General features: G+C 41.3%; 23 protein-coding genes. 13 read left to right on the top strand and 10 right to left on the bottom strand.

What is annotated here, in order from left to right; all coding sequences use genetic code 11:
* Positions 1-89: 89 nt before the first annotated feature.
* The gene (rph, locus tag SYN7509_RS0206345) at positions 90-812 is read right to left on the bottom strand and encodes a ribonuclease PH (RefSeq protein ID WP_009634518.1); all 723 of its coding nucleotides are present in this window, start codon (positions 810-812) and stop codon (positions 90-92) included.
* A gap of 218 nt (positions 813-1,030) precedes the next feature.
* Between rph and SYN7509_RS0206340 the strand changes: the two genes are divergently transcribed.
* Together SYN7509_RS0206340 and dcd are read left to right on the top strand one after the other, a co-directional pair.
* Positions 1,031-1,567: a P-loop NTPase family protein gene (locus SYN7509_RS0206340; protein ID WP_009634519.1), complete on the top strand. Its 537-nt coding sequence runs from the start codon at positions 1,031-1,033 to the stop codon at positions 1,565-1,567.
* A gap of 77 nt (positions 1,568-1,644) precedes the next feature.
* A complete protein-coding gene (gene dcd / locus SYN7509_RS0206335) occupies positions 1,645-2,238 on the top strand; it encodes a dCTP deaminase (protein ID WP_028954146.1) in 594 nt (197 codons plus the stop codon).
* 17 nt (positions 2,239-2,255) lie between these two features.
* On the opposite strand, the gene dut is transcribed toward dcd, so the two are convergent.
* The 4 genes from dut to rlmN all read right to left on the bottom strand — a co-directional run bounded on the left by dut (position 2,256) and on the right by rlmN (position 6,985).
* Positions 2,256-2,696, bottom strand: a complete 441-nt coding sequence (gene dut / locus SYN7509_RS0206330; protein WP_009634521.1) for a dUTP diphosphatase — start codon at positions 2,694-2,696, stop codon at positions 2,256-2,258.
* Between the two features lie 28 nt (positions 2,697-2,724).
* Positions 2,725-3,576: a dCTP deaminase domain-containing protein gene (locus SYN7509_RS0206325; protein ID WP_009634522.1), complete on the bottom strand. Its 852-nt coding sequence runs from the start codon at positions 3,574-3,576 to the stop codon at positions 2,725-2,727.
* Positions 3,577-3,789: 213 nt separating this feature from the next.
* Positions 3,790-5,289 carry a thymidylate synthase gene (locus tag SYN7509_RS0206320; protein ID WP_009634523.1) on the bottom strand — a complete coding sequence of 500 codons (1,500 nt, stop codon included), beginning with the start codon at positions 5,287-5,289 and terminating at the stop codon, positions 3,790-3,792.
* A gap of 619 nt (positions 5,290-5,908) precedes the next feature.
* Positions 5,909-6,985: a dual-specificity RNA methyltransferase RlmN gene (rlmN, locus tag SYN7509_RS0206315; protein ID WP_009634524.1), complete on the bottom strand. Its 1,077-nt coding sequence runs from the start codon at positions 6,983-6,985 to the stop codon at positions 5,909-5,911.
* 117 nt (positions 6,986-7,102) lie between these two features.
* Between rlmN and lgt the strand changes: the two genes are divergently transcribed.
* The 3 genes from lgt (at position 7,103) to SYN7509_RS0206300 (ending at position 9,595) form a co-directional block, all read left to right on the top strand.
* The gene (gene lgt / locus SYN7509_RS0206310; protein WP_009634525.1) at positions 7,103-7,963 is read left to right on the top strand and encodes a prolipoprotein diacylglyceryl transferase; all 861 of its coding nucleotides are present in this window, start codon (positions 7,103-7,105) and stop codon (positions 7,961-7,963) included.
* A gap of 138 nt (positions 7,964-8,101) precedes the next feature.
* A complete protein-coding gene (cobM, locus tag SYN7509_RS0206305; RefSeq protein WP_009634526.1) occupies positions 8,102-8,899 on the top strand; it encodes a precorrin-4 C(11)-methyltransferase in 798 nt (265 codons plus the stop codon).
* Positions 8,900-8,968: 69 nt separating this feature from the next.
* A complete protein-coding gene (locus SYN7509_RS0206300; protein WP_009634527.1) occupies positions 8,969-9,595 on the top strand; it encodes a hypothetical protein in 627 nt (208 codons plus the stop codon).
* A 193-nt stretch (positions 9,596-9,788) separates the two neighbouring features.
* On the opposite strand, the gene SYN7509_RS30940 is transcribed toward SYN7509_RS0206300, so the two are convergent.
* From SYN7509_RS30940 to SYN7509_RS0206280, 4 genes are all read right to left on the bottom strand, one after another.
* Positions 9,789-9,956, bottom strand: coding sequence for a hypothetical protein (locus tag SYN7509_RS30940; RefSeq protein WP_227501478.1), 168 nt, complete (start codon positions 9,954-9,956; stop codon positions 9,789-9,791).
* A gap of 338 nt (positions 9,957-10,294) precedes the next feature.
* Complete coding sequence (locus tag SYN7509_RS0206290; protein ID WP_009634528.1) at positions 10,295-10,975, bottom strand: MAE_28990/MAE_18760 family HEPN-like nuclease; 681 nt, start codon at positions 10,973-10,975, stop codon at positions 10,295-10,297.
* Entirely contained in the window at positions 10,972-12,063 is a 1,092-nt protein-coding gene (locus tag SYN7509_RS0206285; RefSeq protein WP_009634529.1) for a DUF262 domain-containing protein, read from the bottom strand. The genes SYN7509_RS0206290 and SYN7509_RS0206285 overlap by 4 nt, the downstream gene beginning before the upstream one ends.
* Before the next feature lie 78 nt (positions 12,064-12,141).
* On the bottom strand, positions 12,142-12,573 hold the full coding sequence (locus SYN7509_RS0206280) for a winged helix-turn-helix transcriptional regulator (protein ID WP_009634530.1): 432 nt from the start codon (positions 12,571-12,573) through the stop codon (positions 12,142-12,144).
* A 37-nt stretch (positions 12,574-12,610) separates the two neighbouring features.
* Here SYN7509_RS0206280 and SYN7509_RS31260 point away from each other — a divergent pair, with 37 nt between their 5' ends.
* From SYN7509_RS31260 to SYN7509_RS0206255, 6 genes are all read left to right on the top strand, one after another.
* Positions 12,611-12,742 carry a hypothetical protein gene (locus SYN7509_RS31260; protein ID WP_009634531.1) on the top strand — a complete coding sequence of 44 codons (132 nt, stop codon included), beginning with the start codon at positions 12,611-12,613 and terminating at the stop codon, positions 12,740-12,742.
* Entirely contained in the window at positions 12,735-12,848 is a 114-nt protein-coding gene (locus SYN7509_RS31680; RefSeq protein ID WP_202807280.1) for a PDZ domain-containing protein, read from the top strand. Before SYN7509_RS31260 ends, SYN7509_RS31680 begins: the two co-directional genes overlap by 8 nt.
* A 169-nt stretch (positions 12,849-13,017) precedes the next feature.
* On the top strand, positions 13,018-14,004 hold the full coding sequence (locus tag SYN7509_RS0206270) for an alcohol dehydrogenase catalytic domain-containing protein (RefSeq protein WP_009634532.1): 987 nt from the start codon (positions 13,018-13,020) through the stop codon (positions 14,002-14,004).
* 56 nt (positions 14,005-14,060) lie between these two features.
* Positions 14,061-14,918 (top strand): SDR family oxidoreductase, encoded by an 858-nt coding sequence (locus SYN7509_RS0206265; RefSeq protein WP_009634533.1) that lies wholly within the window; start codon positions 14,061-14,063, stop codon positions 14,916-14,918.
* Positions 14,919-15,026: 108 nt separating this feature from the next.
* On the top strand, positions 15,027-15,668 hold the full coding sequence (locus tag SYN7509_RS30935; protein WP_028954143.1) for a plasmid pRiA4b ORF-3 family protein: 642 nt from the start codon (positions 15,027-15,029) through the stop codon (positions 15,666-15,668).
* Between the two features lies 1 nt (position 15,669).
* A complete protein-coding gene (locus tag SYN7509_RS0206255) occupies positions 15,670-15,951 on the top strand; it encodes a hypothetical protein (protein WP_009634535.1) in 282 nt (93 codons plus the stop codon).
* Here the strand turns inward: SYN7509_RS0206255 and SYN7509_RS29110 are convergent.
* Positions 15,948-16,217, bottom strand: coding sequence for a helix-turn-helix domain-containing protein (locus SYN7509_RS29110; RefSeq protein ID WP_009634537.1), 270 nt, complete (start codon positions 16,215-16,217; stop codon positions 15,948-15,950). The genes SYN7509_RS0206255 and SYN7509_RS29110 overlap by 4 nt on opposite strands.
* A 317-nt stretch (positions 16,218-16,534) precedes the next feature.
* Between SYN7509_RS29110 and SYN7509_RS30075 the strand changes: the two genes are divergently transcribed.
* Both SYN7509_RS30075 and SYN7509_RS0206245 read left to right on the top strand, forming a co-directional pair.
* Positions 16,535-16,684, top strand: coding sequence for a hypothetical protein (locus SYN7509_RS30075; protein ID WP_158506137.1), 150 nt, complete (start codon positions 16,535-16,537; stop codon positions 16,682-16,684).
* Between the two features lie 68 nt (positions 16,685-16,752).
* Entirely contained in the window at positions 16,753-23,034 is a 6,282-nt protein-coding gene (locus tag SYN7509_RS0206245; RefSeq protein ID WP_009634539.1) for an AAA family ATPase, read from the top strand.
* Positions 23,035-23,038 lie beyond the last annotated feature (4 nt).

The following is a 23,038-nucleotide window of genomic DNA, read 5'->3' as shown; positions in this document are numbered from 1 at the left end:
GCGATCGCTTAACTAACAGTCTAGCGATCGCCACCATCACAAAGACCATTGCTAAAGTCTTGCCTAATCGTTCTATTTGCTGTGAAAGTTCATTCAGTGCGTAACGCTTGCTGTTGTGCGATAAACAGTTCCTTGATACCTTTTTCGGCAATATCGAGCATTAAATTAGTTTGCACCCGGCTAAAGCTGCCTTCTTCAGCAGTTCCTTGAATTTCTATAATTCCTAGGTTGCTGTCCATAACTACGTTTAAATCTACTTCGGCGGCTACATCTTCGGGGTAGTTTAAGTCTAAATAGGGTTCGCCTTGGAGTATTCCCACAGAAACCGCCGCTACTTGGTGACGAATGGGAGATTTTTCTAAAACTCCTTGCTTTATCAGGGAGGCGATCGCCTCTGATAGCGCCACAAAGCCCCCAGTAATAGAGGTGGTACGAGTTCCAGCATCGGCTTGGAGTACGTCAGAGTCTATAGTAATTGTCCGCTCCCCTAGTGCCTCTAAATCAACGGCTGCGCGTAAACTGCGTCCAATCAAGCGTTGAATTTCTTGAGTGCGTCCCGATAGTTTTAATAATTCTCTGGGTTGACGTTGGGGAGTTGCGCCGGGTAACATTCGATATTCTGCCGTTAGCCAGCCTTTTCCTGAACCAACTAAAAACTTAGGTACTCCGTCGCTAATCGTTACTGTACAAAGAACTTGCGTATCGCCGCATCTAGTTAAAACCGAACTTGTTGCAAAGCGCGTAAACCCAAGCTCAAAGCTAATCGGACGTAACTGTTCGCTTTGTCTACCATCGGGACGTTGCCAGGACATGAGGATTGCTCGTTTAGTTATAAGAATAGAGCCAAGTTTATGACATTTTGCGATCGCCTCTTACACTCCTCTACCTCAAGCTACAGATAGTTTTTTAGTAAAAGCAACTATCTTTTAGCTGTTGACCTCTACTCATATCTAGTGTTAAATCAAAGGACTTAGCTAATAAATACGCTATATATCTGTATTATTTTCCTTCAACGGTTAAATGTTGTCCTATGGTTGCCCAGCTAGAAAACCCCGCCTTAACTACTGCTAATAGCCTACCTTATGCGATCGCGGGGCTTGTGCAAGTATTTACCTGTTCTCCCCGTTGCTTTTTCACAAGTGTGATGGCGCAAGCCTTAACAATTGCTGGACAAGGTACGCCCGTAATGATCGTTCAGTTTCTTAAAGGCGGGATAGGACAAGGTTTTGAGAATCCGGTACAGTTGGGACAAAACTTAGATTGGATTCGCTGCGATTTACCCCGTTATATTGACACACCCCAACTAGACGAAGCTGAAACAAAATCATTACTCGCATTGTGGCAGCATACACAAAAAGTTGTATCTGAAGGTAAATATGCTTTTGTGGTGCTAGACGAATTGAGTTTAGCGATTTCTTATGGCTTAATTCCTCTAGATGAAGTATTGGAATTTATCAAAAAGCGTCCTAGTCATGTAGATATTGTACTGACAGGCGCAGAAATGCCCCCAGAGATTCTAGAACTAGCTGACCAAATTACCGAAATTCGCCGCAGTCACCAACCTTAAGGATTTAATATACTCAAAAGGTAATATATTTCCGATCTCAGGTATCCTAGTAAGTCTGTTGATTTAGTTGTAATGCTGTGATTAAAAACGATATTTGGATTACTAAAATGGCTACCGAAGGTATGATTTTGCCTTTTGAGCCACAATTAGTTAGAAAACATCAACATGACTCAGTATTACAGCCTGTAATCAGCTACGGACTTTCATCCTATGGTTACGATATCCGTCTTTCACCCGCCGAGTTTCGCATTTTTCGGCACATTCCCGGAACAGTTGTAGATCCAAAAAACTTTAATCCTGAAAACTTAGAACAAACTCAATTGCATACAGATAATAGTGGCAAATATTTCATTTTGCCTGCTCATTCCTACGGTTTAGGAGTAGCATTAGAAAAGTTAGAAGTTCCCGCAAATATTACAGTTATTTGTATTGGTAAAAGTTCGTATGCAAGATGTGGAATAATTGCAAATTTAACTCCTGCCGAAGCGGCTTGGCGAGGGCATTTAACTTTAGAGTTTTCTAATTCTTCTAGTGCAGATTGTCGTATTTACGCTAATGAAGGGGTAGTACAACTGCTATTTTTAGAAGGTGAACCTTGCGCTACAAGTTACGACGATCGCAAAGGTAAGTATCAAGACCAAGCTGAAGTTGTTACCCTTGCTCGTATATAACCTATAGGAAATAAGATTTAGACATTGGCGGTGATTCCTGTTGAGCCAAAACCTCCCGTTCCCCTAGAGGTATCGTTTAGATTATCAACTTCTTCAACTTCAACATGAATAACGGGTGTAACAATCATCTGAGCAATTTTCATACCTTTTGTGACTTTAAAAGAATTTTTGCCATGATTGATTAAAATTACACCTATTTCTCCTCGGTAGCCTTCGTCTATAGTACCCGGAGTATTTAAAACTGTAATTTGATGTTTGAGAGCTAAACCACTCCTAGGACGAATTTGAGCTTCAGTTCCTTGAGGTAGCTCTATTGAAATTCCCGTATGTATTAATCTGCTCTCTTCAGAAGGAATTTCTAATTCTTCTATAGAAATCAAATCCAGTCCCGCATCGTTTGGATGTTCGTATTTAGGAATAATCGCTGCATCATTCAGTTTTAGTATTTTTAGTTTCATTATCACTCCGGTAACTCATTATTTAAAATTATTTATTTTTCGGATGCATAGTAGGACTAATACTTAATCCAACCCAAGTACCAAAAACAACAGCAATAATAGAAGGTATAACTTTATCTATAACAGAAGTAACAGACGCATACCAAAATTGATCACTAAAGTTTGCTATAACAGCATATAAGATTACTGATGCTCCTATGATTCCAAAAAAAATTAACATCAATTTGAAGTTTATAGATTTCCGGTTAAGTTGAACTTGTATTATTTCTGCTGTATTTTCACGATTGCCTTTAATTTTCTTATAGTCTTCACATTGCTCCATTTTCGTTTTTAGTGTTTCTGAATTATAAGTAAAATCTTCTTTGAAGACAAGCCTCTCTTCGTCAGTAAGTTTTATACCTATTTGTTCTAAAATTTCTATTCTTCCACTTGTGTTACCATGCAATTCCCTAGATGATTTTGTATATAAATATTGAAATACTATAGTAACAAACTCGTCTCGTTCTGGAACTAACTCTATTGGATTAGAACTATGATTATGAACAGCTATTAGAGAAAATCCTATGTAATTGGGATCGAGAGTCGTTCCAATATGTCCTGTACCTTGTGATACTTGAAGGACTTTTGAATGATAACTTCCACATATTTCTTGAGAAACCCAAATAACTTCATGAGTTTCTATTAATGCAGTCGTTGAGGCAGGAATAATAATTTTATTCGTTGTATCATCGTATATACTCTTTTTTGATGATAAGCTCCAAGCAAGTTTACTAGCAGTCAAGTTATAACTTGCCCCTTTAAGCTTTGTAAGATTAAATGGTGCTATGTAAAGCTTTTCTCCTATTTCCCGCTTAATATCTTCATCGCTTAAAATAGCCATTTTTATAAAATTTGCGAAACAATAAAAAGATATTATTTTTATTTGTGCTATGCGTCTACGGAGAAAATACTTATAATTTTATATTGATTTATTACCTATATATAGTAAAGATAGTAAATTTACAGTGTTATTTTTTGCTATTTTATCTTTGGTTTCCATAAAGATGCCTTTTATATTTTGTTTTAGTAAACAAATATAAAATTTTTATTCGAGTTATTTATCTTGCTCGTACAAAGAGATTAGCTTTCTCGACAAGGCTAATTCTGCCTTTTGTAATTCACTTCCTAAATACATTGCGTGTCCAACTTGTAAAGCCGGACAATCGGCGGCGATTTGTCTACAAAGCACCTTTGCAGATTTACTAGAATAACAATTAACAACTTCTCCCGTTCCGGGGGTCATGTGTTCGACAACTATTGTGTCATCTTGGATAGTAATTACAAAACTACCAGAAGGATCGGCATAATCTCTTTGTGCTACAAGCTTTTTGTACTGATTTTGAATTAAATTATCGGCATTTTCCCAGCAATCATCGTAAATATGGGCGCTTTGGCTAATAGTAATTAATGCCCCCATTTGTAATTTATGGTTAGCGCGATCGCACACTCGATCTAAAATATGTTTTTGTAATGCTCGTAATCCCATCGCATTTGCAACCCAGGCGGAAAACATATCGTTGCTACGGAAAGTAGCAGTTAAAGATAGCTCGTTATCTACAACTCTTACCCAAATGTGATTGAGACAGGGGGGACTGTTATTCGCTTCGCCGTCCTGCACATCCCATAAAGACATTACTGCTCTAGCAGAATCAATATCATTGCTTAATTTATCAATTACTTGTTCTACTTGGTCAATACCAAAATGCGATCGCAATCTTTGCCCATAAGTATACTTAACTCCTTCCACCGTTGGCGCATCATCTAATATTTGTGAAACGTACTCATTGATAAAAGTGCGATCGCATGGTAGATAATTAGGTTCGGGAAAGTAAAACTCCTCCGGTTCATCGGTGACAATTGCGACTAAATCTATCAATTCTTGCCATTGTCCATCGTAGCCCGTCGGTCTGATTGTCCCAGTAGTTTTAATCCGGTGAACAATTTTTACCCAAGTTTCGGCAATTGTGCGCCCTTCGATGCGATGTCCGTAGCGCGTCCCTGGTAATACTGTCGGTTCTATTGTGGCTAAATCGTAGGTTAACGGATTACTCCAAGGCTCTAACGGCTCTCTAAGCGCGTAAGCTTTGACTTTATTTACCGCTTCAGTAATGGTTTTAGCTTCCACCCATTCTACCAATTGGCGTAACTGTTCTAATACTTCTCTAGGAATTTCGATATCTATATAGCCCGTTGCTTTAGAGCGAATTAGCCAACACTGCTTACCTGTATCTGTGAGTCCTAATTCAAAACCGTTACGGAAAAAGTCAATTAAACACTCTCCCGCTCCGGCGTTGCGGTCTTCTTTCGTAGCGTTGATAACTACTAAATATCGTGCATTGGGATTTGCTAAGAGATTGCGAATTAATAGCGAAATGCCTCTAGTGGGGCTGTAACAAGCTCCTATACCTGCGTATTCGTGTTGTTGTAGGTGTTTGGAGACGCTTTCTTTTACCGTCCACCCGGTCGCAACTACTGTTTGACCTGTACCGCAAATTATTTGATTTGGTTTGTATAGGGGTTTGTATAACGTTTCCCTAATCAGCGAATGAGTCATTTTTGCACCTCTTACGAAATTGTCCTCAGCAAAAGTGTATAAGTTTAAGTTGTCTTTTAATTCAAAGTTTAAGTAAATAGGGGGAAAAACATAAATATATGCGATCGCACTTGTTTTATAAATTACTTAACAATTAATTAGTTTCCCAAGGCTTAATTTTTGATTAAGTTTACGAGCAATTTAGAAATCGAAGCTAGAATACAAAGAGATTAGCGGCGGGGATCATCGAAATTCAAGGCAAAAGACACAAAAAAAAGTTTTAAGACTCTATCTAAAGTTGCAGGACAAGCACCGATACAGGCTTACACAATAAACATAGGAAGTTACAAACATTGCGATTTATGTTCATTTAAAAACTAAAAGATTCTGTTAGATTGATTAAGTTCTGTAAATTCTCATTTTAATTTGTTTTTCCTCACAATCGCTCAAAAAGGTACTAAAAATGCAATTAATTCAAGCAATACGCTGTCCAAACTGCGGTAGTGAAGGTGAACGTCACCATATAGCCGAAAGCAATATAATTCGGACACAATGCCCAACTTGCGACTACTTACTGGTTACTTGTTCGGATACTAGCAAAGTCATAGAGTCCTATGCCCCAGGACTTGATAGTTGCCGTTTAAACTTGCGTAGTAGTACGAAGTTGTCCGCAAGCAGCGTTGGCTTCCAGTCCGCGCGAGTAACGCACGCTAACGGCGATTTGTTGCTGTTGTAAGGCATTTACAAAAGCCTGAATCGCACGAGGAGTTGGGCGTTCGTAATCTGCATCCGCAATGGGGTTGTAGGGAATCAAGTTTACATGACACTGAAAGCCGCGCAGCAGTTGAGCAAGTTCTGTTGCTTGCCTTGGTGAGTCATTTACCCCCGCTAGCAAAACATACTCAAAACTAATTCGTCGCCCCGTGATTTGCACGTACTCCTTACATTCAGTAATTAAATCGGTCAGAGAATAAGTATTAGCGCTAGGGATAAGTTCGGCGCGTAGGTTTTGGTTTGAAGCGTGAAGACTGACAGCAAGAGTTACTTGCAACTCATGCCTAGCGAGTTTACGAATGCGCGAACGAATGCCAACAGTAGAAAGAGTTATGCAGCGCTGTCCAATACCTACATCTTTATTGAGTAATTCAATAGCTTTTAAAACATTATCAGTATTTAATAGCGGTTCGCCCATCCCCATAAATACTATATGACTGACACGCCGTTTAAAATCTTCTTGGACGGTCAAAACTTGATCGACAATTTCGCCCGATGATAAATTGCGAGTGAAGCCACCTTTCCCTGTAGCACAAAAATCGCAAGCCATCGCGCAGCCGACTTGACTCGAAACGCAGACAGTTAGGCGTTTTTCGGTAGGAATACCCACCGTTTCCACTACTTGATTATCGGCTAATTGCAGTAGATATTTTACAGTTTTGTCTGGTGCTTGCGATCGCAAATGTACTGTAGAGCGTCCAATAGGGACATGAGAAACGCTACTTCGCCACTGTTTAGAAAAAACCGAGATATCATCAAAACTACGCGCCCCTTTATGGTAAATCCAATCGTGTAATTGTTTGCCACGATAGGCGGGTTGTCCTTGAGAGATTACCCAGTCTGTTAGTTCTTGTAGATTTAAACCTAATAGCGGACTTGAACCAGGTTGTTCTAAAGTAACAGTGGCAGTTTGTGGAAGTTGAGTTTGGTCTAGGCTGCCCATAAAAGTAATTTTGGATATAAAAACAGATATATTACGACCTTAACTTATTGCCGATGAGACAACCAATTTTGCCTAGGCGATCGCACGGGATAATAAATATTTCTGAGGAATTATTAGATGTTGCCAGATATTAGCCAATTACCTTTGGCGATTCAATTTACGTCTCCAGGGCCGGTTTTGTTTGAACTTGGGCCGCTAACTATTCGCTGGTACGGTTTACTCATCGCTTCGGCGGTATTAATTGGGATAAATCTTTCTCAGTATTTGGCAAAACGCCGCCAGGTTGACCCCGATTTGCTAGGAGACTTGATTATTTGGCTAATTATTGGTGCAATTCCTTCAGCGCGGTTGTACTACGTTATTTTTGAGTGGTCGCAATACTCCCAAAATCCAGAGACAATTATTAGAATTTGGGAAGGTGGGATAGCAATTCACGGCGCAATTATTGGTGGTGCGATCGCGGCGCTAATTTTTGCTAAGGTTAAAAATATTTCCTTTTGGCAACTAACAGACCTAGTAGCACCTTCGTTAATTTTAGGACAAGCGATCGGACGGTGGGGCAATTTCTTTAATTCCGAAGCTTTTGGAAGTCCCACTAATTTACCTTGGAAGCTATACATACAGCCACAATATCGCCCTTCTCAATTTGCTGATGTTGCTTACTTTCACCCCACATTTTTGTACGAGTCGCTGTGGAATTTAATGGTATTTGGCTTACTAATGACGCTGTTTTTTCGGGGTTGGAAAGGACAGCAACTCAAAACCGGAACGTTATTTTTAGTTTATTTAGTTGCTTATAGCTTGGGGCGTTTGTGGATTGAAGGATTGCGTACCGATAGCTTGATGCTGGGATGGTTGAAGATAGCTCAAGTTGTAAGTTTGACGGGTATTAGTTTAGGATTAGCGGGATTAGCTTGGCTATACCTTTACAAGCGGTCTTTACCCGATGTTGCACCAGTGAGAAAAGAAGACAAATAATTGTCCCGGAGATAAAATTTATAAAAAAAAGCTCTAGAGTCAAATCTAGAGCTTAACCAGGGTGCATCTACCATTTCTTACTCCACGAGCCAATTAGTCCATTCCGCAAAAAAATAGAAAATTAGTAAAACTTTTTTTATGTCTCAGTCCGAGCTTCTCCAATCAACGCCAATTACTCCTTTAGCACCCGCAGTTTACCTCGTGGGCGCAGGCCCTGGCGACCCGGATTTACTTACCGTCAAGGCGCAAAAACTTTTAATGCAAGCAGATGTAATTTTATTTGCTGATTCCTTAGTACCCAAACAGATATTAGAGTTATGTCGCCCGGATGCGGAGATTATTCGTACTGCAAATAAGACATTGGAGGAAATTTTACCTTTGATGGTGGAAAAAGTGCGATCGCGTAAATCAGTAATTCGCTTACAATCGGGAGATCCGAGCCTTTACAGCGCCATCCACGAGCAAATGCAAGCTCTCGCCGCCGCCGATATTCCTTTTGAAGTTATTCCCGGAATTAGCGCCTTTCAAGCCGCCGCCGCCAAACTGAAAATAGAATTAACTGTTCCAGGAGGAGTACAGACAATTATCCTCAGTCGCATTAGCGGACGCACCCAAGTACCCGCCACCGAGGAATTAGCCTCTTTAGCCGCCCATAAAGCTAGTTTGTGCTTGTATCTGAGCGCTCGTCATATAGATAATGCTCAAGCTCAACTATTAGAACACTACGCACCCGAAACCCCCGTAGCTATTTGCTTTCGTTTAGGTTGGGTAGATGAAAAAATTTTAGTAGTACCCCTTGACCGAATTGCAGAAGTTACTCAAAAAGAGAACTTAATTCGCACAACCTTGTATGTAATTAGTCCAGCATTACAAAATACGGGTGAAATGCGAAGTCGTTTATACCATCCCGAACACAACCATTTATTTCGCCCGTAAAACTGCAAAGTATTTATTGACATAACAAAATCTGTTTATAAACTAGCTTAGAAGTAAAAAATTGAATTTATGACAGTTTTAACAGAAACCCTCGATCGGCTTGAATATTGGCTGTGGCAGAATCATCCAGGTGTCGCAGAATTATTAGGGCCAGGGCTAACCTCTGAAGAAATTGACAACCACTTCAAAGATATACCTGTTCAAATTACTCAAGAAATTAAAGAATTGTATCAGTGGACAAATGGCTGTATGCTTTTTCCCTCACCTTGGCAGGGTGAAGCTCTTGGCTGTATGCCCCTAGAGAAAGCCATTCAATATAGTTACTATCAACCTTATGTAGCATCTGAACTTGAGTTTATAGTGGAAAAAATAACAGTCCCAACCTTAGTTATGTTTGGGGAGTTTGAGCGGTGGGTTCATTTTGCGCTTTGTGATGGAAATCATGTATCTCCAATCCTTGTAACAACTGACGATTACTATATTAGATTGGCTTATTCAAGTATAACTAGCATGGCTCTTACAACTCTCGAATGCTACGAGAGAGAAATTCTAACTATCAAAGATGGTCATAGAAGACCTGAAGTCCTTAATGAGAATGAGACTCTATTCAAAGAATTTAACTTCATTCGCAAACGAAATAATGCAATATTCAACTCAGAGTCTATTCGAGAACAATACAACATCGATCTTGAATAAATGTAAGGTAAAGCGCGATCGCGTTTATCCTAATAATTCACCGACTTTTAAATATAAATCGCTATTTTTAAATTGCGATCGCCGAAAACGAAAAAGAGGCGATAAATTAAATTTAGCAATATTCTAATTTACCCCCTTTTTAAGGAAGGAAATTACACAATATGGGCGAAGTGCGAAATTTAAGAGGAAAATCCTAGGGCAGTTTCATTGCTAAAGTCAAACCATCGGCGATCGGTACTAAACTAAGATTTATCCGCTTGTCTTGATGCAGCTTTTGATTCAAGGCACGAATTTGATTAGTACGACGATATTGAATTTCTGCGATCGGTAATACACCGATCGCTCTACCAATTAGAGTCAACTTTCGGGTTGATAAAATAGTTAAAACACATGGGCGGCATACACTTCCACAATTAGTGGGGCGCACCAGTTGGGCATACAGAACCCTAACTATAGCTTGGCGCTAAAACTATCTCAGCATCAAAGCTAACATAACAATAATGAGATCGCTACAAGTGTTAATGTTGGGCGATCGCATTCCCACTTAACTACGAAATCAACAAAAATAGTTAGCACTCATGTTTTACTTGCTGAAATAAGAGTCTAAGCTTAATGCTCATCACATCGATTAAAGATTGTGTATAGTTTATGGTTTGTTATCTCTAAAAATTTTTTATTTAATGAATTTATACTTAACAATTAAGGTTTTAAGTATTCTTGATTTGACAAATATTCCTGAATGTTTAATAGTATTCCTCTCAAATATTTAACTACGTTGCTTTTTATTTTCAAAAGTTCGTCAGCACTCTTATCCCTTCCTACTTCTGCAAAAGACTTAATTCCATGGGCTAAATCATTTCTATTAGTTTTGACAGTTAATAAATCCTTGCCATCTCCTGTTTTCCTAAAATCTGTCTTACATGAAAAACCAAACTCCTTAGCTATTTCTTTAATCAGTTTTCCATCAATATTACCCGAAAAAAGCTTTTCCTTATCAAAGGATACAGCAATAATGTCAAGAGATATTTTTGTAATATTTTCAAGTATTTTATCGGTACTACATTTTTTAAAATTTTTGAGTACTATTTTTTTTATATCAGCCCTGACTTCGTCAAACGAAATTTTTTGACTCCGTAATTCATCAAATATAACTTCAATAGCATTTCGCATAGTAGATTCAACTAGATTGTAGAGAAGTAGAAATCCACTAGCCTTCAATGTTTTTTCTAAATCAGAATTTATTTTTTGGATTTTAGGCTTTCTACCCCTATCTTGCATACTTAACTGAACTGTGCCTTGCTCTAAATTTTTTAAAAATATAAAATACTTACTAACTTCTTTAGAGCGTAGCTCAAAATCTTGAAATAATGTGATTATCATCTGCCTAATATTCGATCGCACACATATTCAATTCGCTTAATGACTTTCACTTTTGAACTACTCCCATCCCCACTTGTAAATTCTTTGAACTCCACTGAATTGAACCATTGTGTAGACTGTGGCTTAATATTGCTTTGTTCTCTTAATGCAAGGGCAACTCCCACAGACAAAGACTCAAATTTAATTCTAGTAGTTGTCTTGTCATAATTTTTGCCCTGGCGGAAGCCTTGAGGAAAATATTGTTCTATGAAATTTATCATTGATAGAAACTCCAATTGCATTGTCTCATGCTTAAAACTTGGATCTTTGTTGACTGATTCAAGATAATCATCAAGAAAATTATTGATCTTTTTCGCATTAAAGTTTTGATAACTATTTAAAAAGGCAAAAAACCTCAACACAAATTCTTGAGGCTCACGTCTGTTGATAGCCGCGTCACTAAAGCAACACAGATTACGAAGTTTAGAATTTTTTGAAAGTTCCTCAATTAGTTCTAGAAATGGGCCGCGCTGTATGCCTCGGCGTTTTTCCATTTCATTAAGTTCTACACTACCTGTGTTGAGACGCTCAAATATATCTCTTCGGATTTCTTCATCTGCGTTTTCAGTAAGTTGAATCATCCGGATAGTAGTTCTCATAAAGCGTCTTTGACGAGCTAGTGGCAAATCCTTAAAGTTAAAGTTATTTAATTGCTCTAATTTCTTTAAACCACTTAATATAAGTTTGTTATTAAGAAATTTTGCTAAAGTCCGAATACGTTGCGTACCATCTATAATTTCTAATCGTGCTAAATCTTCTTCCTCTTCACGAACGTCAGCAACAAAAATGTAGGGAATTGGTAAACCCAGAAGCACAGACTCAATAAACTTTGATTGTCTTTCTTCATTCCAAGCCATCTCTCGTTGATAGTCTGGTATAAATAATTCGTTCGTACTGTTATCTATTCCATCCTGATACTTCTGAATCAAGATTTCGATAGGATATTCTTTTGTATCATAATCAACAGGTTTCTGCTTCTCACGAATTTCTGCTTCTGCTGCTTCTCGCTGTTCATCTGTTATTGGTATTGTCTCCGGTTTAAATGACATATCAAGCAACTTCAACTTTCTACTATGGGGTTGATAGCTAAACTATAATAGCCCACTGCTTAACGAAGTTTAGCTAATTTAAACGCGATCGTATCTATCTCGCGCTGTTTCTACTTCAGGTATATGTGTTTCCGCCCACTTGCAAAGCTGAGACAATGGTTCAATTAATGTTTCCCCTAATGGCGTTAAAGAATATTCAACCATTGGCGGAATTACTGGGTAAACCCTGCGATTTACAATCCCATCGCGTTCTAAGTTGCGTAAAGTTTGGGTGAGCATTTTTTGAGATATACCGCCAATTTCTTTCTGCAACTGGTTGTAGCGCTTTGTACCTTTTGATAAACGATAAATTGCGATCGCACTCCACTTATCGGCAATCAAGTCTAGAACTTGCCGCGAGGGACATTCGGCATTGCATACGCTAATTTCTGGATAGTTACGCACCATAAGGTATGTATAGCACTTTTGAGTGCCTTCTTGGCAAAAAGAGGAGCTTGTTGGCAGAATCATTAAAACGCCCTCTCTAAACAAAAAAGGCAGGAGTTGTATGAACCAAAATCTGCAACTGATATCAAATAGGAACTTTGACGAGGGGATGATGCCCCAAACTGTTCTAACTTCCGATCAAAGGCTACTTGATGCTTATTCTCAATCTGTAATCGGTGTAGTAGATTATTAGTCCTGCCCAAACCGCCGGACTCGTTGAAGGAGATGTAATTGTGGGGATGAACAATCAACCAATTGCTAGTATTGACGACTTACATAAATTACTAACTCACGAATAAGTAGGAATGCGATCGCTTTTAACTATTATTCGTCGCCATAACAAGCTAATTATCGATATTGTCTCTGCAAGTAAACCAGCGATAGATGATTAAAAACAGTTTTTTATGCTAAAAACTGTACCTAAATGCTCAACTTTGCCTCAATTACAGCAATTAAAGGACTAAATAGATGAAAGCTGCTATTGTTCCCGCCTTAAATAGTCCTTGGGAAATCAGAGAAGTTCCCACACCCGAACCCAGTGCAAACCAAGTATTAATTAAAATTGGTGCAAGCGGACTATGTTACACCGATGTTCATATTACTAAAGGTGCTATTCCAACACAATTCCCCCGCACGTTAGGACACGAACCCGTTGGGGAGATTGTAGAAGTTGGAGTAGGAGTAACATCTAGAAAAGTAGGCGATCGCGTGGGTGTACCTTGGGTACAATCAGGTTGCAGGCGTTGCGAGTGGTGTTTGCGGGGCAAAAAAATGTTTTGTCAACAGCAAATTGGTACAGGCGTGCAAACTCAAGGTAGTCATGCTGAATATATGCTTGCTTACGCTGATAGCACGATGCTCTTACCCGATAGCATATCCTACGAACAAGCTGCACCCGTATTTTGTGCTGGTTACACCGTTTGGAGCGGTTTGCGGTTTGCCGATCCCAAACCCCACGAAAAAGTAGCAATTTTAGGCATTGGTGGTTTAGGTCATTTAGCTGTGCAGTATTCTAAAGCTGCGGGGTTTGAAACTATTGCAATTACCCACTCTAAAAATAAAGAGAAGTTAGTCCGCGATTTGGGCGCAGATGAAGTAGTTGCTGATGCTGAAGCACTGCAAAAAATGGGCGGCGCGGATGTAATTCTCGTTACAGGGAACTCTTATAAATCCGCTAGCGCTGCATTAAAAGGTTTACGCTCTGATGGACGCATGGTATTGATGGGAATTTCTGAAGAACCATTAGAAGTAACTGGAGATATTATTACTAATCGCAGTCGCATTATCGGTTCAATGCAAAACGGTGACGAATATCTCTATGAGGCATTAGATTATGTCGCCAAAGGGAAAGTAAAAGTAATTTCTGAAACTTACTCTTTAAACGATATTAGCCGTGTCTACGATCGCGTAGCTAATGGTGAAGTACGTTTTAGAGCCGTAATTACTGATATGTAGAAAGTTTGTGAGCGGCTCGTTGTAGTCGCTCAAATTTACTAAATAAGGAGCAAAACATGAGCAACACAATTTTTGTTACTGGCGCTACAGGTAATGTAGGCAGTCAAGTTGTCCAACAGCTAATTGCTTCTGGAATAACACCGCGTGTAGCAGTGCGTTCAATGAATAAAGCAGAGGCGCTAAAAAAAGCTGGTGCTGAACCTGTGGAAATGGATTTAGATCGCCCGGAGACTGTTCAATCTGCATTGGTGGGAGTAGATAAAGTCTTCTTAGTCAGTCCTTTTGTGCCGAACATGGTTGAACTTACAGCTATTTTGATTGAAGCCGCAAAAAGAGCAAACGTTCAGCAAATTGTAAAACTCTCCGCCTTAGCACAGCCAAGAATTGCGTTGAGTAAATGGCATTCTGAAATGGAAAATGCGATCGCATCTTCAGGAATTGCTTTTACTTTCTTGCGTCCCAATGGATTTATGCAAAACTTTGTTAATGCAATGGCAGAGACTATTAAATCTGACAATGCTTTTTATCTAAATGCGGGAGAAGGGAAAGTTAGCTTTGTCGATACTCGTGATATTGCTTCTGTAGCGGTGGCTGCTTTAATAACTAGCGGTCATGAAGGGCAATCTTACACTATTACAGGCTCAGAAGCATTGTCGCATAGTCAAGCTGCGGCTATTTTATCTCAAGTTTTGGGTAGAACAATCAATTATGTAGATGTTCCCGAAGATCCTGTACGCCAAGGAATGCAAGGCGCGGGAATGCCCGAACCAACAGTTAACGCCTTACTAGAATTGTATGCTAGTTACAAAGCAGGACAAGCAGCGACGGTATCGCCAGCCGTAGAGCAAGTTACAGGCAAGCAACCGATAAGTTTTGAGCAGTTTGTTCAAGATTACGCCGAGGTTTGGCAATAAGCAAATTGCGATCGCACCTACACTATTTTCTGCCACAATACCGCTTCTACTTGGAGAGTGATTATTTTCGGGGGAGATGAAAGACCCGAAATGCAATAAAATGGCTCCATTTCTGACTCCAAGCAAATAACCGTCTATCAACTCAAAATTTTCATCCTGGGCATTAGTCCCATGATTTGGCGGCGCATCAAAGTTCGCAGCAACAGCACGATCGCGGATCTACACTACATCATTCAGATCGCAATGGGATGGACGGACTCTCCTTTGCATCGCTTCGTCATCCACGGCAAGAATTACGGGATCGCTCAAATCGGCGGTATTTCCTTCGCTGACGATCCCCGGAAAGTCAGATTAGCAAACTTGGGCTGGCGTGAGCTTGAACGGTTTTTATACGAGTATGACTTCGGCGATTATTGGCAGCATCAAATTCGAGTCGAAAAAATTATCACGTCCAAATCGAGCAGCTTAGAGCCAATCTGCATTAGTGGTCAACGTGCTTGCCCTCCAGAAGACTGTGGTGGCGCGTGGCAGTTCATGGCAAAAAAACAGCAATACTGGGTCGGCTACATCGCCAAACGGCTCACAGAAATTGTCGAAGCAGAGAAGATTTCTGACAGTATAGAAGATATTTTTCAGCTCCGTCAATGGTTACTGGTCAATCATTTTGACCTCAATCATATCAATTCTCGGCTCAAACAATATGCAACAGGCGATCGAGAATCAATATTATTTGAACAGAGGAGCAGCTAAAGTGAAAATCAAGATTCAGGTTGTCGTTGAATTAGATAATGGTGAAACTCAAGTCATTCAAGAAGTTAGTAAAATTGAGCGCAGTTCTTTACAATCAGAAAACTTAGGACTGAGCATAGCCGAATCAAAAACATTACTGCAAAATATTCAATCCACCTTGGTCGAAAGACAAGTAGCAGAGTATTTATCCCAAAATTCATCATGTCTGCACTGTGAAAAGAAGCTATTAAATAAGTCTCTAGCTTCTCCCGAAATATTGCTCTTTGTGTCTGATTTTGCTTAGATTCTAAGCTGTACTTTGCCCAAATGTAAACGTAGTTTTTTTTGCAATATTCTACTAATTTGTTTACTGTTTAATTTAATTCCTGTTTGCTGTTGTAGATAAATCGATAATCTTTCTCCTGTCCATTTGCCAAATTCATAACCCAATTCCTGCGGGGGGCGTTCCACTACTTCTAGCAATAATTCAATATATTTCTTTGTCGCTTTTCGGTGATTACCTTTCTGTCTTTTGTCTTCTAAACTCTCTAGATTGTCGCTCTTCGCCATGCACACACCAGTGCGCTACCGTTCTATACCCGCAACCAATAAAATTAGCAATCTCTTCATAGGTTTTACCATCGTTTTGAAGTAACAGTATCAAAGCGTGTTCTCTTATTCTTTCATAGTTATTGCTGCGTACTAGCGTTTGCAATCCCTCTTTCTGTTCCAAATTTAGAAATCCTTTGACAGGCATTGTCCCCTCCACCCTTTGCCAATTCAAGCTTCTACTTTATACTTTTTAAAGGTCTATTAGCTTAGCAATGCTTTCTAATCTCTTCTGGTAAAATTCGACGACATCGATAGTATGCGATCAATAGACGGGAATGGTTCTACTGAAAGCCGGGTCGCTGGCTGAGTTGGTGAGGTCTTTCCAATGGAAGAAGCAGCGATCGCAAGTCGGCAAGCTAACTGGAACGGTGTTTTGGTGCAGCAGTGTCATTGAAAACCTGCAAAAAATTCACCTAGAAGCTTAATTTTCTGAAGTTTGGCAAGCGATATACTTTAGGAGACGGTTGACAGTCCTTCGTCAGGGGAGCGTTCAATGATTACCCTACCTGGAGTTACGATCCACAGCAAAATCTATGAGAGCTTGGCAACTCTAGTGTATCGGGGCATCAGGGAGCAGGAGAATTGTGGCGCGATCGCCAAAGTTCTCAAGCAGGATTATCCCTCTTCTGGGGAATTAACTCGATATCGGCAGGAATATGAAATTACTCGTTCCCTCAACATTGAAGGCGTAGTTAAGGCTTACAGCCAGCAAGACTACCAGCGCACGCTGGTTATTCTCTTGGAAGACTTTGGTGGAGAGTCTTTAGAATACTGGATGCGGCAGCAATCAGACTTCTGTCCCATGCCTTTGTCAGTTTTTTTGAATGTCGCGATCGCCCTTACCGATACTTTGGGCAAAATCCACACGGCGAATGTCATTCACAAAGATATCAATCCTGGCAATATTGTCTTTAATCCGAACACTAGCGTGGTCAAAATCATTGATTTTGGCATTGCCACTCGCTTCAGTCGCACTAATCCCACGTTTAAAAGTCTCCATCTTCTAGAAGGAACCCTTGCCTATCTTTCGCCAGAGCAAACCGGGCGGATGAACCGGAGGCTCGACTATCGCACTGATTTTTATTCATTGGGCGTAACTTTCTATGAACTGTTAACGGGACAGTTGCCGTTTCCCACCCAAGACATCCTGGAGCTAGTTCACTGTCACATTGCTAGACCACCGATTCCGCCGCATGAATTGAACGCTATGATTGCCAAACCCATCTCCGACCTGATTTTGAAACTGATGGCGAAAAATGCGGAGGATCGCTATCAGAGTGCTTGGGGGATCAAAGCCGATCTCGAACGTTGCGCCGAGCAACTGGCAGAAGTGGGTCGAATTGAATCGATGCAATTGGGACTGCAAGATATGTCTGAACAGTTTTGCATTCCCCAAAAACTGTATGGACGAGCGGCAGAGATTGAAGCATTGTTGGTGGCATTTGACCGAGTGGCTGGGAGTGAGGGAGTCCGTGAAATGATGCTGGTTTCTGGTGATGCTGGCGTTGGCAAAACAGCATTAGTGCAGGAACTCTGTAAACCGATCACCGCAAAGCACGGCTATTTCATCTGGGGTAAATTTGACCAATTCAGACGCAATATCCCCTACAGCGCGATCGTCGATGCCCTGCAAAAGTTGGTGCAGCAACTCTTGGAGGAACCAGACGAACAGATGGAAGTGTGGCGATCGCGTCTCCTCACTGCTTTGGGCAGCAACGGACAAGTCATTATTGATGTCATTCCCGAAGTTGAGTTGATCGTTGGCAAGCAGCCGCCTGTACCCGAAGTTGGAGCCGCAGAAGCGCAGAATCGCTTCAATCTGACGTTTCAAAGGTTTGTACGGGTATTTTGTGCAAAAGAGCATCCCTTGGCGATTTTTTTAGACGATCTCCAGTGGATCGATGCTGCGACGCTGAAGTTAATCGAACTCATCTTACTTGACGAGCAAACTCAATCTCTGTTCTTGATCGGAGCTTATCGAGATAACGAAGTGACTCCGACGCATCCCTTAATTTTGACACTAGAGAGCCTGCGAAAACAGGGAGCAGTGCTTCAGGAAATCATTTTGACCCCCTTAACATTGGAATCGTTGAGCCAACTGTTAGCTGAGACATTCCATCACACTCCTGAGACAGTTCATTCACTCGCCAAAACTTTGTCACGTAAAACCGAGGGCAACCCATTCTTTGTTAGTGAATTTTTGAAGCTGCTGTATGGCGAAAATCTATTAACCTTTGATGTCCAACAGTTGAGCTGGCAATGGAACTTGGCTGAGATTGAAGCTCAAGATATCACGGATAATGTAGTGGAGTTGCTGCTGCGTCAGTTACAGAAATTGTCGGAAGCAACACAGCAAATTCTCTCGATTGCGGCTTGTGTTGGATCTGAGTTTGATTTAAAGACATTGGAGATCGTGTGTGAAAAATCCCCGAAAGCAATTTCTCAAGATTTACTCGCAGCAATCCAAGCTGGGTTAATTCAACCTCTGTCAGAATTAGATGAGAACTTGTTAGTACAAGAATATAAGTTTTCGCACGATCGCGTTCAGCAATCGGCTTATGTCTTAATTGATGAGTCGTGCAAACAAGTTGTTCATCTCCAAATCGGTCGCAGCTTACTCGAAAAAACTTTACCAGAGCAACAATCCGATCGACTGTTTGCCATTGTGGATCATCTCGATCGAGGACTTGAGCTAGTTACAGATCGAGCAGAACGATCTGAAATTGCTAGATTGAATTTAATCGCAGGTCAGAAAGCTAAGGCAGCAACGGCTTATGAAGCAGCTCTTGAGTATTTGACGACAGGGCTTAAACTCCTCGATACAGACAGTTGGCTTAGTGAGTATGACCTTACCTTATCGCTGTACTCAGAAGCCGCAGGAGCAGCGTATCTTCAGGGTTGCTTTGATGAAATGGAACAGTTCGTAGAAGGAGTACTCAACAATGCGAAGACTGCGATCGATAAAGTGCAGGTTTACGATAGCAGAATTCAAGCGTTTTTGTCACAGGGTAATCTAGAAGAAGCACTTAAAACTGGACTGGAAGTGTTAAAGCTTCTGGAAGTAGTGTTACCGGAAAATCCAAGTCAGGTAGATGTTCAGAGAGGATTGGAGGAAACGGCTGCACTGTTCGCTAGACGAGAAATCGAAGACTTAATTGATTTACCAGAGATGACTGCACCAGAACCGCTAGCAGCAATTTATATCCTGACGAATATTGGGGCGGCTGCATTTATCAGGTCACCAGCACTATTCATACTGACTACTGGCAAAATGGTAAATTTATCGCTCGACTACGGTAATGCTGCCTGGTCACCACTGGGTTATGTTGGCTACGGATTTATTTTATGTGCAGCCGTTCAAGACATTGAACTCGGCTATAAATTTGGTCAATTGGCTCTTAGCTTGGCAGAACGGTTGAATACCAAAAAAGGCAATGCTAAAGCATTACAGTTATTTAGTGACCATGTTATGCAATGGAAGGTACATCTTAGGGAGACGATACCACTGCTGGTTGAGGTTTATCAAAAAGGAGTGGAAACCGGAGACTTTGAAATCGCTGGTTATGCTGCCTATGACGTGTGCTACAACTCGTTTTTCGTCGGTGAGGAACTCACCCAACTGGAACAGAAAACGGCAACCTACAGCAAAGCGGTTGATCGAATCCGACGGGAAAGCCCCTCGACTTGGATTGCAATAGTGTGGCAAACCATTCTTAATTTGTTAGATCGGTCTGAGAATCCCCGCCGCTTAACGGGTGAGGTATGTGATGAAGAGCAGGGGTTGCCATCTGCTATTGCAGTTAAAGATGGGATTGCAATTCAAATGTTTTATTTACACAAAGTTATGTTGTGTTATCTATTTGGAGAAGATCGCCAAGCTGAACAAACTGCTGTTTTGGCAGGGCAATATTTTGAAGAGGTAACAGCAATCAGGATTTTACCTGTATTCTGTTTCTACCATTCTTTGGCGCTTTTGAGCCTATCGCTCGATGCTTCAAACTCTCAAAGAGCAGCTTGGCTAAATAGTGTTACTACCAACCAAGAAAAGATGCAGAAATGGGCAGAACACGCTCCAATGAATTACCTCCATAAATTTTATTTAGTTGAGGCAGAGAAAGTACGAGTCCTAGGGCAATTTCTTGAGGCTGAAGAGCTGTATGAACGTGCGATCGCAGGTGCTGCCGAGAATGAGTTTATCCAGGAAGAAGCACTCGCTTATGAATTAGCGGCTAAACATTATCTAGCACGAGGTCGAGAAAAAATAGCTCAGATTTACATGAAAGAGGCGCACTATTGCTACGATCGCTGGGGCGCGATCGCTAAAGTTAAAGACTTAGAAAACCGCTATCCACAACTTCTCAACACCAACCTGATTCGGCAATCGCATTCAATCGTGACCGATGAAACGATCCGTCGTCTGACAGCAACGATCGATTTGGCGGCGGTACTGAAAGCATCACAGGCAATTTCGAGTGAAATTGAACTAGATCGGTTGCTCCGTTCCTTAATGCAGATATTAATCGAGAATGCTGGCGCACAAACTGGAAGTCTGATTTTAGAAAACTCAGGAGAATGGAAAATTGAGGCTGCTTGTGAACTCAATGATAGTGAGAATGTGTTTACGACGCAAGTGTTGGAATCGATGCCAATGGCAAATCGTTTACCCGAATCGATTATTCAGTATGTGATTCGGACTCATGAACCTGCGATCTTGAATGATGCGACTCATGAAGGTAATTTCATCCATGACCCATACATTCAGCACAACCAACCGCGATCGCTGCTCTGTTTGCCACTGCTGAATCAAAGTAAGCTTGTTGGTGTGTTGTATCTGGAAAATAAATTAGCAACTGGAGTATTTACACCTGAGCGATCGCAAGTCTTAAACTTGCTATCCACTCAAGCAGCGATCGCTATCGAAAATGCCAAACTCTACGCACAGCTACACGCCAGCAAAAATGAATTGACGCAATTTTTTGAAGCGGTGCCAGTGGGAATTGGAGTGGTCGATGCAACAGGTCGCCCTTGCTACTCCAATCAAAGGTCAGTTCAGCTATTGGGTAAAGGGATTGATCCTGCTGTGACACCGGATCAATTTGCAGAAGTTTATCAAATTTATTTAGCGGGAACAGATCAACCCTATCCCACTGAGAAAATGCCAGTTGTTCGGGCATTGAGTGGCGATCGCACGATGATTAATGATATGGAAATTTGTCGAAACAATGTAGTGACTCCAGTGGAGGTATGGGGAACACCCGTTTTTGATGAACAGGGTAATGTGGCTTATGCGATCGCCACCTTTCAAGACATTACCGAGCGCAAACAAGCAGAGAAACTGCTAGCGGACTACAACCGCACTTTAGAGCAACAAGTTGCCCAACGAACGGCTGCTTTGCAGGCAAGTGAAGCCGCACTGCGCGATGTTTACGATGAACTTCGCTTACGAGAACAAGAGCTACGACTGATCACCGACGCTCTGCCTGTCTACATCAGCTATGTGGATGCAGATCAACGCTACCAGTTTGTGAATCGTGCCTATGAGGTCTGGTTCAACCGGAGTCGAGAAGAGATTATCGGCAAATCTGTGCGTGAGATCCAGAGCGAGGCGGCTTATCAGATTTCTGAGCCATACATCAAGCAATTACTGGAAGGGCAGAGGATTTCTTTCGAGGCAGAAATTCCTAAAGGAAGCAACTACTATATCAGTGCAACCTACATTCCCCATTTTGGTACTGATGGTCAAGTCAAAGGATACTATGGTCTGATCGCAGACATTAGCGATCGCAAACAAGCAGAAGAAGCCCTACAAGCCTCAGAGTCAAAGCTACGGACTCTAATTGAGGCAATTCCCGATCCATTATTTGTACTGACTGCTGAAGGGCGATTCCTTGAAATGATCGTACAGGAACCAAATCTGCTATGGCAACCCTATGAGGAGATGATTGGTAAAACCTTGCATCAACTCGGAAGGGAACAAGCCGATGAATTTCTAAGTTATATTCAGCAGGTGCTGAGAACCCAACAAATCCTCACAGTCGAGTACAGTGCGTTTCTAAATGGACGAGAAGCCTGGTTTTCGGCTCGCATTGCCCCGATTCAGCACGAACAGGTCATTTGGATAGCGCGAGATATTACGCTGCAAAAGCAAGCAGAAGCAGCCTCGATTTTGGAAGAACGCAACCGCATGGCACGGGAAATTCACGATACACTCGCTCAGGCGTTTACAGGCATTCTGGCTCAGGTGGGAGCGGCAAAACAGGTGCTAACGGATGATTTAGAAGCTGCTCAGGCACACCTAGACCTGATCAAAGAACTGGCGCTAACTGGACTGACTGAAGCACGGCGATCGGTCGTGGCGCTCCGTCCTCAGCTTTTGGAGGAAGGCAGTCTACAGAGCGCTCTACATCGTCTCATCGCTCAAATCAGAACTGCCGCAATGGATACCACTTTATATTATGAGATTGAGGGTGCAGCGTATTCTCTACCTGCTGAAGTCGAGAGTAATCTATTGCGAATGGGGCAGGAAGCCTTAACCAATGCGATTCGACACGCCAATGCTGATGAAATTCGAGTGGAGCTAATCTATGATCGCGATCGAGTTTGTTTGCGCGTGCAAGACAATGGACAGGGCTTTGGAGTTGGCAGTATTCCCTGCGTTGAGGGTTTTGGCTTATTAGGCATGAGCGAGCGGGCAGAGCGCATTGGCGCACAACTCACAATTCGGAGTCAACCTGGACAAGGAACAGAGATTATTGTCACCGTCAATCGGGGGTAGCATG

The sequence above is a fragment of the Synechocystis sp. PCC 7509 genome, from assembly GCF_000332075.2.
GTDB lineage: Bacteria > Cyanobacteriota > Cyanobacteriia > Cyanobacteriales > Chroococcidiopsidaceae > Aliterella.
Note: the sequence above shows the minus strand (reverse complement) of the source record. Positions and strands in the feature narration are given on the sequence as shown.

Excerpts from the sequence above, each read along its gene's own strand:
- lgt (WP_009634525.1), top strand. The coding sequence starts at position 7,103 with ATGTTGCCAGATATTAGCCAATTACCTTTGGCGATTCAATTTACGTCT.
- SYN7509_RS31260 (WP_009634531.1), top strand. The coding sequence starts at position 12,611 with ATGAACCAAAATCTGCAACTGATATCAAATAGGAACTTTGACGAGGGG.
- SYN7509_RS0206320 (WP_009634523.1), bottom strand. The coding sequence starts at position 5,289 with ATGACTCATTCGCTGATTAGGGAAACGTTATACAAACCCCTATACAAA.
- SYN7509_RS0206290 (WP_009634528.1), bottom strand. The coding sequence starts at position 10,975 with ATGATAATCACATTATTTCAAGATTTTGAGCTACGCTCTAAAGAAGTT.
- SYN7509_RS0206325 (WP_009634522.1), bottom strand. The coding sequence starts at position 3,576 with ATGGCTATTTTAAGCGATGAAGATATTAAGCGGGAAATAGGAGAAAAG.
- SYN7509_RS0206265 (WP_009634533.1), top strand. The coding sequence starts at position 14,061 with ATGAGCAACACAATTTTTGTTACTGGCGCTACAGGTAATGTAGGCAGT.
- SYN7509_RS0206285 (WP_009634529.1), bottom strand. The coding sequence starts at position 12,063 with ATGTCATTTAAACCGGAGACAATACCAATAACAGATGAACAGCGAGAA.
- SYN7509_RS30075 (WP_158506137.1), top strand. The coding sequence starts at position 16,535 with ATGGTTCTACTGAAAGCCGGGTCGCTGGCTGAGTTGGTGAGGTCTTTC.
- dut (WP_009634521.1), bottom strand. The coding sequence starts at position 2,696 with ATGAAACTAAAAATACTAAAACTGAATGATGCAGCGATTATTCCTAAA.
- SYN7509_RS0206270 (WP_009634532.1), top strand. The coding sequence starts at position 13,018 with ATGAAAGCTGCTATTGTTCCCGCCTTAAATAGTCCTTGGGAAATCAGA.
- SYN7509_RS0206300 (WP_009634527.1), top strand. The coding sequence starts at position 8,969 with ATGACAGTTTTAACAGAAACCCTCGATCGGCTTGAATATTGGCTGTGG.
- SYN7509_RS0206280 (WP_009634530.1), bottom strand. The coding sequence starts at position 12,573 with ATGATTCTGCCAACAAGCTCCTCTTTTTGCCAAGAAGGCACTCAAAAG.
- SYN7509_RS29110 (WP_009634537.1), bottom strand. The coding sequence starts at position 16,217 with ATGGCGAAGAGCGACAATCTAGAGAGTTTAGAAGACAAAAGACAGAAA.
- rlmN (WP_009634524.1), bottom strand. The coding sequence starts at position 6,985 with ATGGGCAGCCTAGACCAAACTCAACTTCCACAAACTGCCACTGTTACT.
- rph (WP_009634518.1), bottom strand. The coding sequence starts at position 812 with ATGTCCTGGCAACGTCCCGATGGTAGACAAAGCGAACAGTTACGTCCG.
- SYN7509_RS0206245 (WP_009634539.1), top strand. The coding sequence starts at position 16,753 with ATGATTACCCTACCTGGAGTTACGATCCACAGCAAAATCTATGAGAGC.
- SYN7509_RS0206340 (WP_009634519.1), top strand. The coding sequence starts at position 1,031 with ATGGTTGCCCAGCTAGAAAACCCCGCCTTAACTACTGCTAATAGCCTA.
- cobM (WP_009634526.1), top strand. The coding sequence starts at position 8,102 with ATGTCTCAGTCCGAGCTTCTCCAATCAACGCCAATTACTCCTTTAGCA.